This window comes from Micromonospora echinospora (assembly GCF_900091495.1).
Lineage (GTDB): Bacteria > Actinomycetota > Actinomycetes > Mycobacteriales > Micromonosporaceae > Micromonospora > Micromonospora echinospora.
The window spans coordinates 7,139,062-7,153,640 of sequence record NZ_LT607413.1 but is presented as its reverse complement, the minus strand read 5'-3'; the positions used below and the strand labels follow the sequence as shown (position 1 = coordinate 7,153,640).

At 71.9% G+C, this 14,579-nt stretch carries 12 protein-coding genes; 7 read left to right on the top strand and 5 right to left on the bottom strand.

Annotated elements, in window-relative coordinates:
• Positions 1-11 precede the first annotated feature (11 nt).
• Complete coding sequence (locus GA0070618_RS30385; protein WP_088984699.1) at positions 12-983, bottom strand: aldo/keto reductase; 972 nt, start codon at positions 981-983, stop codon at positions 12-14.
• 189 nt (positions 984-1,172) lie between these two features.
• Between GA0070618_RS30385 and GA0070618_RS30380 the strand changes: the two genes are divergently transcribed.
• Positions 1,173-2,225, top strand: a complete 1,053-nt coding sequence (locus GA0070618_RS30380; RefSeq protein ID WP_088984698.1) for an LLM class F420-dependent oxidoreductase — start codon at positions 1,173-1,175, stop codon at positions 2,223-2,225.
• The gene (locus GA0070618_RS30375) at positions 2,222-3,058 is read left to right on the top strand and encodes an undecaprenyl-diphosphate phosphatase (RefSeq protein WP_088984697.1); all 837 of its coding nucleotides are present in this window, start codon (positions 2,222-2,224) and stop codon (positions 3,056-3,058) included. The genes GA0070618_RS30380 and GA0070618_RS30375 overlap by 4 nt, the downstream gene beginning before the upstream one ends.
• Before the next feature lie 66 nt (positions 3,059-3,124).
• Here the strand turns inward: GA0070618_RS30375 and GA0070618_RS30370 are convergent, their stop codons facing one another.
• Positions 3,125-3,718, bottom strand: a complete 594-nt coding sequence (locus GA0070618_RS30370; protein ID WP_088984696.1) for a hypothetical protein — start codon at positions 3,716-3,718, stop codon at positions 3,125-3,127.
• Between the two features lie 392 nt (positions 3,719-4,110).
• Here GA0070618_RS30370 and GA0070618_RS30365 point away from each other — a divergent pair, with 392 nt between their 5' ends.
• From GA0070618_RS30365 to mshC, 4 genes are all read left to right on the top strand, one after another.
• Positions 4,111-4,815: an MSMEG_4193 family putative phosphomutase gene (locus GA0070618_RS30365; protein WP_088984695.1), complete on the top strand. Its 705-nt coding sequence runs from the start codon at positions 4,111-4,113 to the stop codon at positions 4,813-4,815.
• 121 nt (positions 4,816-4,936) lie between these two features.
• Positions 4,937-5,521 (top strand): DUF3090 domain-containing protein, encoded by a 585-nt coding sequence (locus GA0070618_RS30360; protein WP_088984694.1) that lies wholly within the window; start codon positions 4,937-4,939, stop codon positions 5,519-5,521.
• Positions 5,518-6,336, top strand: coding sequence for an SCO1664 family protein (locus GA0070618_RS30355; RefSeq protein ID WP_088984693.1), 819 nt, complete (start codon positions 5,518-5,520; stop codon positions 6,334-6,336). The genes GA0070618_RS30360 and GA0070618_RS30355 overlap by 4 nt, the downstream gene beginning before the upstream one ends.
• Before the next feature lie 125 nt (positions 6,337-6,461).
• Positions 6,462-7,700, top strand: coding sequence for a cysteine--1-D-myo-inosityl 2-amino-2-deoxy-alpha-D-glucopyranoside ligase (gene mshC / locus GA0070618_RS30350; RefSeq protein ID WP_088984692.1), 1,239 nt, complete (start codon positions 6,462-6,464; stop codon positions 7,698-7,700).
• Between the two features lie 146 nt (positions 7,701-7,846).
• Here mshC and GA0070618_RS30345 read toward each other — a convergent pair whose 3' ends face one another.
• On the bottom strand, positions 7,847-8,638 hold the full coding sequence (locus GA0070618_RS30345; protein ID WP_088984691.1) for a GntR family transcriptional regulator: 792 nt from the start codon (positions 8,636-8,638) through the stop codon (positions 7,847-7,849).
• Positions 8,639-8,887: 249 nt separating this feature from the next.
• Entirely contained in the window at positions 8,888-9,757 is an 870-nt protein-coding gene (locus GA0070618_RS30340; protein ID WP_088984690.1) for a PAC2 family protein, read from the bottom strand.
• A 298-nt stretch (positions 9,758-10,055) separates the two neighbouring features.
• On the opposite strand from GA0070618_RS30340, the gene metH reads away from it, so the two are divergent.
• Positions 10,056-13,559, top strand: a complete 3,504-nt coding sequence (gene metH / locus GA0070618_RS30335) for a methionine synthase (protein ID WP_088985954.1) — start codon at positions 10,056-10,058, stop codon at positions 13,557-13,559.
• Between the two features lie 123 nt (positions 13,560-13,682).
• Here the strand turns inward: metH and GA0070618_RS30330 are convergent, their stop codons facing one another.
• A complete protein-coding gene (locus GA0070618_RS30330; protein WP_088984689.1) occupies positions 13,683-14,399 on the bottom strand; it encodes a nucleoside/nucleotide kinase family protein in 717 nt (238 codons plus the stop codon).
• Positions 14,400-14,579: the final 180 nt, after the last annotated feature.

Here is a 14,579-nt window from a genome sequence, read left to right as displayed (position 1 = left end):
GCCACACCGCGTCAGCCGTCGCGTTCCGGATACCCGACCTCCACCGCCGAGACGTCGTCCAGGGCTGTGGTGATCTCGTCCGGCAGGGTGATCCGCTCCACCTGCAACGCGCCCTGGAGCTGCCCCACCGTCCGGGCGCCGAGGATCGGGGCGGCCACGCCGGGACGATCCCGCACCCAGGCCAGGGCCACCTCCAGTGGTGACACACCGAGGCCGCCGGCGGCGATCACCACCGCCTCGACGATGCTGGAGCAGCGCGGCTCCAGGTAGGTGGCGACGAACGGGCCGAAGTGCGCCGAGGTGGCCCGTGAGTCGGCGGGACGGCCGTGCCGGTACTTTCCGGTGAGCACCCCCCGGCCCAGCGGCGACCAGGGCAGCACCCCGAGGCCCATGGCCGCGCACGCCGGCAGCACCTCCCGCTCGACCCCCCGCTCCAGCAGCGAGTACTCGACCTGTGCGGCGACCACCGGCGCGCGGCCGGGATAGGCCGCCTGCCAGGCGGCGGCCCGGGCGGTCTGCCAGCCGGAGAAGTTCGACACCCCCACGTACCGGACCCGGCCGCTGGTGACCGCGTGGTCGAGCGCCGAGAGGGTCTCCTCCAGCGGGGTGTCCGGGTCGTATCCGTGCACCTGCCACAGGTCGACGTGGTCGGTGCCGAGCCGGCGCAGCGAGGCGTCCAGGGTGCGCAGCAGGTGCCCCCGGGAGCCGTCCCGGCGGCGCTGGGTGCCCGGTCGCAGCCCCGCCTTGGTCGCGATGAGCAGGTCGTCGCGGGGTACGAGGGTGCCCAGCAGCGAGCCGATCACCGACTCGGCGTCCCCGTCCCCGTAGACGTCGGCGGTGTCGACCAGGTTGCCGCCCGCGTCGAGGTAGCTCTTCAGCTGGGCGGCCGCGTCGTCGGCGTCGGTGTCCCGACCCCAGGTCATGGTGCCGAGCGCGAGCCGGGAAACCGCCAGCCCGCTTCGGCCGAGCGGTCGCTGTTGCATGGGTGAACCTTATTTGCATCCGGGGCCCGACCGATATCCTCGCCTCCGTCAAGTCTCCGACCATCCGGCCGTCCCACCGGAGCGGAGCGGTCCGGCCGGCCTCACCGGAGTGGAGTGAGGCGGTGGTGGGTCCCGCCGTCGGCATTGCGTAACCTGATGCGACTCGTGGTGCGGGATGGGGGAGGACCAGTGCGACTCGGGCTCAGCCTCGGATACCAGACGGCGTGGAGCACGCCGGCCGACCATCTGGCTCTGGCGCAGGAGGCGGACCGGCTCGGCTACTCGGTGGTGTGGACGGCGGAGGCCTACGGCTCCGACTCGCCGAGCATGCTGGCGTGGATCGCCGGGCAGACCGAACGGATCGACGTGGGCAGCGCGGTAATGCAGATCCCGGCGCGGACCCCGGCGGCGACCGCGATGACCGCCGCCACCATCGACGCGTTCTCCGGGGGACGGTTCCGGCTCGGGCTGGGGGTCTCGGGCCCGCAGGTCTCCGAGGGCTGGCACGGTGTCCGGTTCGCCAAGCCGCTCGCCCGCACCCGCGAGTACGTCGACATCGTCAAGCTCGCCATCGCGCGTAAGGAGGTCGCCTACGCCGGCGAGCACTACACACTCCCGCTACCCGACGGCCCGGGCAAGGCGCTCCGGCTCGGCTTCCGGCCGCCGCGCGAGCACATACCGATCTACCTCGCGGCGGTGGGACCGAAGAACCTGGAACTGGCCGGGGAGATCGCCGACGGCTGGCTGGCCGTCTTCTACGCGCCGGAGTTCGCCGAGGAGCAGCTCACCGCCGTCCGCGCCGGTCGGGCGAAGGCCGGCAAGGAACTGGCCGGCTTCGACGTCGTACCGTCGGTGCCGGTGGTGATCGGTGACGACGTCGCCGCCTGCGCCGAACTGGTCCGCCTGTACGCCGCGCTCTACGTCGGCGGCATGGGCAGCCGCCAGCAGAACTTCTACAACCAGTTGGCCACCCGGATGGGCTACGGCGACGCGGCCCGCGAGGTGCAGGACCTCTACCTCGCCAAGCGGCAGCGGGACGCCGCCGCGGCGGTGCCGATGGAGTTCATCGACCGCACCTCGCTGCTCGGACCGAAGGAGCGCATCGCCGAGCGGATGCGCGACTACGCCGCTGCCGGCGTCACCACGCTGTCGCTGACCCTCTTCGTCGCCGACCGGGAGAGCGGGGTGCAGACCCTGCGTACCTGCGCCGAGGCCCTGGAGCTCGCGGGAGTGGGCGAGTGAGCTGGATCGAGGCGATCGTCCTCGGCATCGTCCAGGGACTCACCGAGTTTCTCCCGGTCAGCTCGTCCGGCCACATGCGGATCACGTCCGCGATCTTCTTCGAGCGGGACGCCGGCGCGTCGTTCACCGCGGTCACCCAGCTCGGCACCGAGGCGGCGGTGCTGCTCTACTTCGCCAAGGACATCTGGCGGATCACCAAGGTCTGGCTGATCGGCATCCGGGACAAGTCGGTCCGTTCCAGCCTCGACTACCGCATGGGCTGGTACGTGATCGTCGGCTCGATCCCGATCGGCGCCTTCGGTTTCCTGTTCAAGGACCAGATCCAGACCGCCGCCCGCAACCTGTGGCTGGTCGCCACCACGCTGATCGTCTTCGCGTTCGTGCTGGCCTTCGCCGAGTACTGGGGCCGGCAGACCCGGACCTTGGAGAACTTCCGCATGAAGGACGGCGTCGTCATGGGTCTCGCCCAGGCGATGGCGCTGATCCCGGGGGTGTCCCGGTCCGGCGGCACGCTCACCGCCGGCCTCTTCCTCAACCTGACCCGGGAGGCGGCGGCCCGCTACTCGTTCCTGCTCGCCATCCCGGCGGTGGTGATGTCCGGTGTGTTCAGCCTGGGTGACGTCTTCGAGCCGGCCGCGCCGGGGACGTCGGTCCCCAGCGTGGCCCAGATGGTGGTGGCGACCGTGATCGCCTTCGCCATCGGCTACGCGGCGATCGCCTGGCTGCTCCGCTACGTCGCGCACCACACCCTGTACGTCTTCGTCCTCTACCGGGTCGCGCTCGGCACCCTCGTGCTGGCGCTGCTGATGACCGGCACCATCTCGGCCACCTGAGGACCGGACAGGCGTGTGGGCCGGCACCCCGGGTTCGGGGTGCCGGCCCACGACGTGTGATCAGGGTCAGCTGTTCCAGTGCTCGGCGACCAGGTCGGCGGCCTGCTTCTCCCACTGGGCGTAGTGGTCGGGGTACGCCGACACCTGCACCGTCTGGGCGGCCTGGGTCAGCGGCATGTCCTTCCAGCCGTCGACCTGCTTGAGGCCCTTGAGGAACGCGGTGGTGGAGTACTCGGGGTCGGTGATCTGCTCGACCGTGCCCCACCCGGACGACGGGCGCTGCTGGAACAGGCCCTGCGAGTCGTGGTCGTTGCGGTCACCCAGGTGACCCAGGTTCTCCAGCTTCGACTCCTGCAGACTCGTGGCGATCGCGACCACGGCGGCCCGCTCGTCCATGCCGGCCTTCTTCGTCGCCGTGATGATCGCCTTCACGTTCGCGGTCTGCTCGGCGTCCAGCGGGATCCGCGACTGGTCGCCCGGTACACCGTTCGGCATCAGCCTGCCGGTGTCCGGCTTCTCCGCCTGCACCGCGGCCACGGGCGTGGCCGGGGCGGCGTGGGCCGACGTGTCCAGCGCGGTGCCGACCGGACCACCGATCACACCACCGGCGAACGCCAGACCAGCCACACCGAGAACAGTCTTACGCAGCATCGTGTTCATGGGGAACTCCAATCGGGGGATCGACACACACCCGGGGGTGGGCGTGTGCGAGCACCGTCGGGTGCCCAGGAGGGGGTAAGGAAAGTTTCGGAGGTCCTCGGCGGGGAGCGGGGCTCACCGCGCCGGGTCCAGATGTAACGACCGCCGGTCGCCCGGCATTCCACCCGGCCATCGGCCGGAGAAGGATCGGCGGGCTGCCACCTCGGTCGTCCAGAGGGTGTAACGACCACCGGCCGCCCGGCATTCCGGCCGACCCCCGGCCCAGCCGGGCCCGACGTACCCGCGAACCGGACACCGACCCCATGCGGCGCAGACCGGCCGGCGACGCGCCGGTGGTCGGGCGTGGTCGGGCGGGGAGCGAGGAACGCCGGGTCAGGCCATAGGGTGGTCGCGTGGCGACCCTTCTGCTTCTGCGACACGGCCGGACCACGGCGAACGCCGACGGCGGGCTGGCCGGTCGGCAACCGGTCGAACTGGACGAGACGGGTCGAAACCAGGCCCGTGCGGTGGGCGAGCGGCTGCGTGTCCTGCCGTTGGCCGCCGTGGTGACCAGCCCTCTGGTCCGTTGCCGGCAGACCCTGGAACTGGCCCTGCCCGGGTCCACCCCGGTGGTCGAGGACGGGCTTATCGAGTGCGGCTACGGCGAGTGGGAGGGGCAGCCGCTCAAGAAGTTGGCGAAGGACCCCCTCTGGCCGGTGGTGCAGCAGCACCCGAGCGCGGCGGTGTTCCCGCAGGGAGAGGCGATGGCCGCGATGGCGGCCCGCGCGGTCGCGGCGGTGCGCTCCTGGGACGCCCGCATCACCGCCGAGCACGGTCCGGAGGCGGTCTGGCTGGCGTGCAGCCACGGCGATGTGATCAAGGCCATCGTGGCGGACGCGCTCGGCGTACACCTGGATCTGTTCCAGCGGATCGTCGCCGACCCGGCGTCGGTGACGGCGATCCGGTACACCCCGATCCGGCCGTTCCTGCTGCGGCTCAACGACACCGGCGGCGACCTGGCCGGACTGGTTCCCCCGGCGCGGCGACGGCGACGGCGGACGACCCGGACGGCGGACTCGGACGCCCCGGTGGGCGGCGGCGCGGGAGCGGGCCGGTGACCGTCCCCGCTCGGGCGACGACCGGCGTGCCCGACCGTACGACCCGCTCCTGGCGGCCCGGACGACGATTCTGCGTCGGTGGGGTGCGCGTCCGTTCCGACGGCCGGATAGGGTCGTGGGTATGACCCACCAGGTGCACGCCTTCGAACCGCCGGAGCGGTTCGTCGCTGGGACCGTGGGCCCGCCGGGGGAGCGGACGTTCTTCCTCCAGGCGCGCGGCGGCGGCCGGTTGGTCAGCGTCGCTCTGGAGAAGGTCCAGGTCTCCCTGCTGGCCGAGAAGCTGGAGGAACTCCTCACCGAGGCGCAGCGGCGCTTCGGCGTCGAGTTGCCCGAGCTGCCGGCCACCGGCACCGCCGACAACGACCCTCTGGACACTCCGGTGGACGAGGAGTTCCGGGTCGGCACCCTGGGCCTGGCGTTCGACGTCGACACGTCGACCGTGGTGATCGAAGCGATCGCCGCGGGCGAGACGGAGGTCGAGGTCGCGCTCGGTGAGGACGACGACGAGGACGATGACGACGACGTGGTCGAGCCGGACGAGGACCTGGACCGGCTCCGGGTGCGGCTGACCCCGCAGGAGACCCGGCGGTTCATCGAGCGGGCCCGCCGGGTGGTCAACGCCGGCCGGCAGCCCTGCCCGCTCTGTGGCCAGCCCCTCGACCCTGCCGGTCACCTCTGCCCCCGGCACAACGGCTACCACCGGTGACGTTGTCCGACACTCGGCCCTCCGCGGAGGAGAACGCCGCACTGCGGCTGCTCCGCGAGGGTGAGTTCGCCCTGGAGGGGCGGCTCGTGGACGCCTCCAACACGACCCTGCGCGGCACTCTCACCCTGGACGGGGTGACCGTCCGCTGCGTCTACAAGCCGGTCCGCGGCGAGCGTCCGCTCTGGGACTTCCCCGACGGCACGCTCGCCGACCGGGAGGTCGCCGCGTACCTGGTCTCCCGCGCCACCGGCTGGGACCTGGTCCCGCCGACGGTGCTGCGGGACGGCCCGTTCGGCCCCGGCTCGTGCCAGCTCTGGATCGACGAGCCGGACGACGCCGAACCGCTGGTCGGGTTCGTGCCGGCGGACGCGGTGCCGCCCCGCTGGTTCCCGATCGCCGCCGCCCGGGACGACGACGGCACCCCGTACGCCCTGGCGCACGCCGACGATCCGCGCCTGGCCCGGCTGGCGGTGCTGGACGTGGTGCTCAACAACGCCGACCGCAAGGGCGGGCACGTGCTGGTCGGCCCGGACGACCGGATCCACGGCGTGGACCACGGGGTGACCTTCCACGTGGAGGAGAAGCTGCGTACGGTGCTCTGGGGCTGGTCCGGCCGGCAGCTCCCGGGGGACGCGGTGCGGATGCTCGACGCGCTCGCCGGTCAGGTCGACGGCCCGCTCGGCGAGGAACTCGCCGCGCACCTGACGTTGACCGAGATCCGCCGTCTGGCGGACCGGATCGGGGTGTTGCGGGACACCGGCCGGTTCCCCCTGCCGTCGCCGGACTGGCCGGCGGTGCCCTGGCCGCCCATCTGACCTGCGGCGTCACCCCGGAGCCGGCAGGCCGTCGGCACCCCGGTGCCCCGATCCCCCCGGAGGCTGTCGGGTTGATCACCAGCACGGGTCCTCGCCGCTGTCGTAACGCTCGTTAGGCTGACGGCATGGAGTCATGGGTGGGGCACGAGGTGCCGCGGCTGCCGGGCAGGGGCGAGCCGCTGACGTTGTTCGACTCGGCGCGTCGTGGTGCACACCGGAGTGATCCGGAGGACACGGCGACCATGTACGTCTGCGGCATCACGCCGTACGACGCCACCCACCTCGGGCACGCCGCGACCATGATCACGTTCGACCTCGTCCAGCGGATGTGGCGGGACTCCGGCCGCGAGGTCGCGTACGTGCAGAACGTCACCGACATCGACGATCCGCTGCTGGAACGGGCCGAGCGCGACGGCGAGGACTGGAAGGTCCTGGCGATGCGGGAGACGGCCCTGTTCCGCGAGGACATGGAGGCGCTGCGGATCATCCCGCCGGCGCACTACGTCGGCGCGGTCGAGTCGATCCCGGACATCGCCGACCGGGTGCTGCTGCTGCTCAAGGACGGCGCGGCGTACCGCCTCGACGACGGCACCGGGGACGTCTACTTCGACGTCGCCGCCACCGGCCGCTTCGGCTACGAGTCCAACCTCTCCCGGGAGGAGATGCTGGAGATCTTCCCGGAGCGCGGCGGCGACCCGCAGCGGCCCGGTAAGCGGGACCCCCTCGACCCGCTGCTCTGGCGCGGCGAACGGCCGGGGGAGCCGTCCTGGCCCGGCGGTGACCTGGGCCCGGGACGCCCCGGCTGGCACATCGAGTGCACGGTGATCGCGTTGAACCTGCTCGGTGACCGGATCGACGTCCAGGGCGGCGGCAACGACCTGATCTTCCCGCACCACGAGTGTTCGGCGGCGCACGCCGAGCGGCTCACCGGGCAGGCCCCGTTCGCCACCCACTACGTGCACGCCGGCATGATCGGCCTGGACGGCGAGAAGATGTCCAAGTCCCGGGGGAACCTGGTCTTCGTGTCCCGGCTGCGGGCCGACCGGGTCGACCCGATGGCGGTGCGGCTCGCCCTGATGGCCGGGCACTACCGCAGCGACCGGTCCTGGACCGACGACCTGCTCGCCGCCGCCGGGGAGCGCCTGGCCCGCTGGCGTCGGGCCGCCGCCGCCCCCGCCGGGCCGTCCGGCGCGGCGCTGCTGGCCGGGGTACGCCGACACCTCGCCGACGACCTCGACACTCCGGGCGCGTTGGCGCTGGTGGACGGGTGGGCCGAGGAGACGTTGGCCGGCACGGCGGACGACCCGGACGCACCGGCACTGGTCACCGCGACGGTGGACGCCCTGCTCGGCATCCGCCTCTGACGGCTCCCGCCGCGCGACCGGCTCGCCCTGCCCGCCGGTCGTCGCCGCGACCGGCCGGGGGCGTACGTGTCGCCACCGCCGGTCGCGGGCGGCGGCCCGCGCCGTCGGGTCGGCGCGGTGGGCCAGCGTGCCAGCGTGCCGGCGGGTCAGCCGAGCACGAGGCCCGGGTCGGGGTCGGGCTCCGGCGTCGGACCGGGCACCTTGTACTCCTCGGTGAGCGTGGTCATCGGCCCCGGCCAGGTCGCCTGGGCCACCTCGATCGGCTTGCGCGCCGCGTCGTACGCCACGTGCAGCAGGTGCAGCACCGGCGTGTCCGGCCGGATCTGGAGGGTCTCCGCCTCCTCCCGGCTGGGCTGGCGCGCGCTGATCGTGTCGGCGGCGGTCACGTACCGCCGGCCGGTGGCCTCCTCCGCCTCCTGGTAGAGCGGGCGGCCGAACGCCTCGGCCCGCTCCAGCGAGGTGCCGGCGGTGTCGGCCGGCAGGAACCAGGACGCCCCCACCTCGACCGGGGAGTCCTCGGTGCGGACCAGGTGCCGCCGGACGAGCAGCTCGGTGCCGTCCGGCACGCCGAAGGCGTCGGCCACCTCGGGTGGGGCGGGGGCGCGGCCCACCGCGACCAGGTGCTGCCGGTACCGGGCGGCCAGGTCGGCGTGGTATCCCCGGAAGCCGCCGTAGCGGCCCCGGGAGAGCCGGTTGAGCCGCCGCCGGGTGCCCCGGACGTACGTGCCCGAGCCGGGTTTGGTGATCAGGACCCCCTCGACGCGCAGCTGGTCGACGGCGCGCTGGACGGTCTGCTTCGCCACCCCGAACATCTCGGCGATGGCCGGGATGGACGGTAGTCGTTCGCCGGGCGCCCAGTCCCCGCGCCGGACCCGTGCCTTGAGCTGGTCGGCGATCTGGCGGTGCGGGAACTCGGCGGCTCCCGGGTTGATCTGCACGGCGCGGCTCCTCCCGGCCTTTCCCGGCCTCGAACAGCTAGGTTCCTAGGATGCCCTACGGGGTGTGCCCTCCGCCACCCCGGCACGCCCTTCCCCAACGCCTCTTCCATCAGGCCGCCCCTCGCCGGCGGGCCGTCATCCGCCGCGCGGGTGGTACCGACACGGGACGGACAGGCGTGGACGACAACGGGCCCGGGACGTCGGCGTGACGTCCCGGGCCCGTGACGAGTGGTCGGGTGGGCTGGTGGCCTACCAGGAGCCGGCGGTCGGACCGGCGGAACCACCCCGTCGACGCAGGTACTTCTCGAACTCCTGGGCGATCTCGTCCCCGGTCAGCGGGGTGATGCCGGCGTCGCCGACCCGCTCCTCCAACTCCCGGACGTACTCCCCGAGTTCGGCGTCCTGCTCGGCGGCGCTGCGCACCCGCTGCTCCCACTCGGCGGCCTCCTCGGCCAGGTCGGCCATCGGCACCGGCAGGTCGAGCACCTCCTCGACCCGGTGCAGCAGGGCGAGGGTGGCCTTCGGGCAGGGCGGGTTGTTGGCGTAGTGCGGCACGTGCACCCAGAACGAGACCGCGTCGACCTCGGCCCGGGTGCACGCGTCGTGCAGCACCCCGACGATGCCGGTCGGGCCGTCGTACCGGGTGGGGGTGAGCTGGTAGCGCTGGGCGGCCTCGGCGTCCGAGGCGCTGCCGCTGATCGGCAGGGGCCGGGTGTACGGCACGTCGGCCAGGAGCGCGCCGAGTAGCACCACCCGCTCGACCTCCAGGCTGTGGCACAGCTCCAGCACCTGCTCGCAGAAGGTGCGCCAGCGCATGCTCGGCTCGATGCCCCGGATCAGCACCACGTCCCGGTCGGTTCCCTCCGGGCTGGCCACCATGAACCGTGTGGTGGGCCACTCGACCCGTCGGGTCGCGCCGTCGGCCATCGTGATCGTCGGCCGGCTGACCTGGAAGTCGTAGAAGTCCTCCGGGTCCAGTTCGGTGACCTGGCGGGCCTGCCAGACCTGCTCCAGGTGCTCCACGGCGGCCGTGGAGGCGTCCGCGGCGTCGTTCCAGCCCTCGAAGGCGGCGATGGCCACCGGAGAGCGCAGCACCGGCAGCCCGTCGAACTCGGTCACGCCGTCACCTCACCCTGCTCGTCCCGGCCGGCGCCGGCACCACGCGTGGTGGTGTGGCGGCTCCGCGCGGCGGCGTCCCTGTTGTCCCTCACGTCGCCAGCCTACGTCCCGGCGTCGCATGCGGCCCGTCGGCCGCGCCGGTCGGTGGCCGGCACCGGCCGCGCGACCGCGCCGGAACCGGCCGGTGTCCGGTGCGGAACGGGGCAACCCGGGCGACGGTCGGCACAATGTGGGAGCGACGAGTACCACTCCACCACGACGCGAGTTTCCGCACTAACCTGAACGGGTGCGGACCTCGTTGCTGAATGAGCTGTCAGACCGGATCCTCGTCGCCGACGGCGCGATGGGGACGATGCTCCAGGCGGCCGACCTGACCCTCGACGACTTCGAGGGCTACGAGGGCTGCAACGAGATCCTCAACGTCACCCGGCCCGACGTCGTGCGGTCGGTCCACGAGGCATACCTCGCCGCCGGGAGCGACTGCGTCGAGACCAACACCTTCGGCGCAAACCTCGCGAACCTCGGCGAGTACGACATCCAGCACCGGATCCGGGAGCTCTCCGAGGCCGGCGCGCGGATCGCTCGGGAGGCGGCCGACGCGTGGAGTACCCCGGAGCGTCCCCGGTTCGTGATCGGCTCGATCGGGCCCGGCACGAAGCTGCCGACGCTCGGCCACGCCGCGTACGCGACCCTGCGCGACGCGTACCAGCAGAACGCCGCCGGCCTGATCGCCGGCGGCGCGGACGCGCTGCTCGTGGAGACCTCCCAGGACCTGTTGCAGGTCAAGGCGGCCGTGGTCGGGTCCCGCCGGGCGATGGCCGAGAGCGGTACGACCGTGCCGCTGATCTGCCACGTCACCGTCGAGACCACCGGCACGATGCTGCTGGGCAGTGAGATCGGCGCGGCGTTGACCGCCCTGGAGCCGCTGGGCATCGACCTGATCGGGCTGAACTGCGCCACCGGCCCGGCGGAGATGAGCGAGCACCTGCGTTACCTCGCCCAGCACGCCCGGGTGCCGCTGTCGGTGATGCCGAACGCGGGCCTGCCGCAGTTGACCGCCGACGGGGCCGTCTACCCGCTGACTCCGGAGGAGTTGGCCGACGCGCTGGAGCGGTTCGTCACCGAGTACGGCGTCTCGCTGATCGGTGGCTGCTGCGGCACCACGCCGGAGCACATCCGGGTGGTGTCCGAGCGTCTGCACGGTGTCCGGCCGGCGTCGCGGGAGCCGGTGCGGGAGCCGGGCGTCTCCTCGATCTACCACCACGTGCCGTTCGCGCAGGACGCGTCGGTGCTGATGGTGGGGGAGCGGACCAACGCCAACGGTTCCAAGGCGTTCCGGGAGGCGATGCTCGCCGGGGACTGGCAGTCCTGTGTGGAGGTCGCCAGGGGGCAGGCCCGGGACGGCTCGCACCTGCTCGACCTCTGCGTGGACTACGTCGGCCGGGACGGCACCCAGGACATGCGGGAGCTGGCCGGGCGTTTCGCCACCGCCTCCACGCTGCCGATCATGCTGGACTCGACCGAGCCGCAGGTCATCGAGGCCGGCCTGGAGATGCTCGGCGGTCGGTGCGTGGTCAACTCGGTGAACTACGAGGACGGCGACGGGCCGGAGTCCCGCTTCGGCCGGGTGATGCCGGTGATCAAGGAGCACGGCGCCGCGGTGGTGGTGATGTGCATCGACGAGGAGGGGCAGGCCCGGACGGCGGCGGACAAGGTCCGCATCGCCTCCCGGATCGTTGACGACCTGACCGGCCGCTGGGGCATGCGGCTGCCGGACATCATGGTCGACACGCTGACCTTCCCGATCTCCACCGGTCAGGAGGAGACCCGCCGGGACGCGATCGAGACGATCGAGGCGATCCGGGAGATCGCCCGCCGGTACCCGGGGATCAACTTCACGCTGGGCATCTCGAACGTCTCGTTCGGGCTGAACGCGGCGGCCCGGCAGGTGCTCAACTCGGTCTTCCTGCACGAGTGCGTGCAGGCCGGGCTGACCAGCGCGATCGTGCACGCGAGCAAGATCCTGCCGATGGCGAAGATCCCGGACGAGCACCGCGAGGTCGCCCTCGACATGGTCTACGACCGCCGTCGGGAGGGCTACGACCCGCTCCAGCGGTTCATCGACCTCTTCGAGGGGGTGGACGCGGCCTCGGCGCGGGCGTCGCGGGCGGAGGAGTTGGCCGCGCTGCCGCTGAACGAGCGGCTCAAGCGGCGGATCATCGACGGTGAGCGCAACGGCCTGGAGGCCGACCTGGAGGCGGCGATGGCCGCCGGCACCGCGCCTCTTCTGATCATCAACGACATCCTGCTGGACGGCATGAAGGTGGTCGGCGAGCTGTTCGGCTCCGGCCAGATGCAGCTGCCGTTCGTGCTCCAGTCCGCCGAGGTGATGAAGACCGCGGTGGCGTACCTCGAACCGCACATGGAGAAGGCCGACGACGGCGGCAAGGGCCGGATCGTGCTGGCCACGGTCAAGGGCGACGTGCACGACATCGGCAAGAACCTGGTCGACATCATCCTGTCGAACAACGGCTACGAGGTCGTGAACATCGGCATCAAGCAGCCGATCAACGCGATCCTGGAGGCCGCCGAGCAGCACCGGGCGGACGCGATCGGGATGTCCGGGCTGCTGGTCAAGAGCACGGTCATCATGAAGGAGAACCTCGGTGAGATGGCCACCCGTGGCGTCGCCGAGCGGTGGCCGGTGCTGCTGGGCGGTGCGGCGCTGACCCGCGCGTACGTCGAGGACGACCTGCGGGCGATGTTCCCCGGCGAGGTGCACTACGCCCGGGATGCGTTCGAGGGGCTCAGCCTGATGGACCGGGTGATGGCGGCCAAGCGTGGCGGCGCGCCGGTGGTCGACCCGGAGCGGGAGGCGGCGCTGGCGGCCCGGCGGGCGCGGCGGGAGCGGCAGCGGGCGATCGTCAACGAGTCGCTGCCGGAGCTGGACGACGCCTCGGTCCGTTCCGACGTGGCGACCGACGTGGACGTGCCCACCCCGCCGTTCTTCGGCACCCGGGTGGTCAAGGGTCTGCCGTTGGCCGAGTACGCGGCGCTGCTGGACGAGCGGGCGACGTTCCTCGGCCAGTGGGGGTTGCGCGGTTCGCGGGGCGGCGACGGGCCGTCGTACGAGGAGCTGGTGGAGACCGAGGGCCGGCCCCGGCTGCGGTACTGGCTGGACCGGCTGACCGCCGACAAGGTCCTCGAGGCGGCGGTGGTGTACGGCTACTTCCCGGCGTACTCCGAGGGCAACGACCTGGTGGTGCTGGACGAGAACGGGCACAGCGAGCGGGCCCGGTTCTCCTTCCCCCGGCAGCGGCAGGAGCGGCGGCTCTGTCTGGCCGACTTCTTCCGGCCCCGGGGCGAGCAGTTGGACGTGGTGGCGTTGCAGTTGGTCACCGTGGGTCAGCCGATCAGCGAGTACACGGCGAAGATGTTCGCCCGTAACGAGTACCGCGACTACCTGGAGGTGCACGGGCTCTCCGTGCAGCTCACCGAGGCCCTCGCCGAGTATTGGCACCGGCGGGTCCGGTCCGAGCTGACGTTGCCGTCGGGGCGTACCGTCGCCGACGACGACCCGGCGGACCTGGCCGGTCTGCTGCGCACCGACTACCGGGGCTGCCGGTACGCGTTCGGCTACCCGGCCTGCCCCGACCTGGAGGACCGGGCGAAGATCGTGGACCTGCTCGGGGCGGACCGGATCGGGGTGCGGTTGTCGGAGGAGTTCCAGTTGGAGCCGGAGCAGGCCACCGACGCGATCGTGGTGCACCACCCGGAGGCGAACTACTTCAACGCCAAGTGACGTCGTCCTGCCCGGGTCGACTGTGTCCGCCAATTCCGTGTCTATCGAGTGAGCGGACCGACGAGTCGGCCGTTTGCTGCGTGTGATCCGTCAGGCACGGTGCGGCGTTTGAAGGACGGCAGATCAGCCGCCGGTCAACGTCCTGTCCTGGGTGGATTGAGTGCGACCATTGTGCCTGGTCTCCCAGGACGGCTGCTGGGGCTCGTCGTTGTGCACGACGATGTCGACGTGATCGGTGGGGCGCACCAGAGCGAAGTAGAACTGCTGGGCGGGTATGTATCGCTCGCGCCAGCGCCGTTCGACGTCGGCCCGCGACGACACCCGGCGCTCTCGGGTCACGGCACGATCCACGGTTTCCTTGAGCGCGGTCGACACGAAGACACGAATGTCCCACCGATCAATCAGTTCCGGACGCATCAGGAAGACGCCGTCGAAGACCAGCACGGCGTCGGCGGGGGCAGTCGTGACCGGCGGGGACAACGCGGTATCCGTGGCGCGGTCGTAGACCGCGTGCTGGAAGCGCCGATCTCCGCCGGGGCCGAGCGGGTCGAGCAGAACCCGGTTCAACGCGTCGTGGTCGTGGGCGTCGAAGTAGCAGCCTTCGGCCGAGTATTCGCCGCGTGGATATCGCCGCGCCCTGGGAACGAGGAAATCGTCGATCGTCGCGCGGACGACGTGGCGGCCCTGTTCGCGTAGGACGACGGCCAACTCGTCCGCGAGGGTGGTCTTGCCGGCGGCAGGCGGTCCGTCGACGGCGACCCGCGTCGGGTGTGCGACTGCGACGGACCCGACTGCCTCAACCAGGCGGCCGAGCAACTCGGCGCGGGTGCCTTGTTCCATGTCCTGTCCTCCCCTACCCGCTCGGCCGACACCCACCGATATCCCGATGAGGCCTTATTGACTACCTGAGGTGTGATCCGTCCGGCGTGTCTAACGTCTGAGATCCCACAACCGCGTGCGGTAACGATTGTCCGCTCACCGGCCACGCCGTCTGTCTCAGAGACGCCCACCGCGGTGGCT

What these genes read in the sequence shown, in the direction of transcription:
- GA0070618_RS30385 (WP_088984699.1), bottom strand. Translation starts at nt 983, where the DNA reads ATGCAACAGCGACCGCTCGGCCGAAGCGGGCTGGCGGTTTCCCGGCTC.
- GA0070618_RS30370 (WP_088984696.1), bottom strand. Translation starts at nt 3,718, where the DNA reads ATGAACACGATGCTGCGTAAGACTGTTCTCGGTGTGGCTGGTCTGGCG.
- GA0070618_RS30360 (WP_088984694.1), top strand. Translation starts at nt 4,937, where the DNA reads ATGACCCACCAGGTGCACGCCTTCGAACCGCCGGAGCGGTTCGTCGCT.
- mshC (WP_088984692.1), top strand. Translation starts at nt 6,462, where the DNA reads ATGGAGTCATGGGTGGGGCACGAGGTGCCGCGGCTGCCGGGCAGGGGC.
- GA0070618_RS30330 (WP_088984689.1), bottom strand. Translation starts at nt 14,399, where the DNA reads ATGGAACAAGGCACCCGCGCCGAGTTGCTCGGCCGCCTGGTTGAGGCA.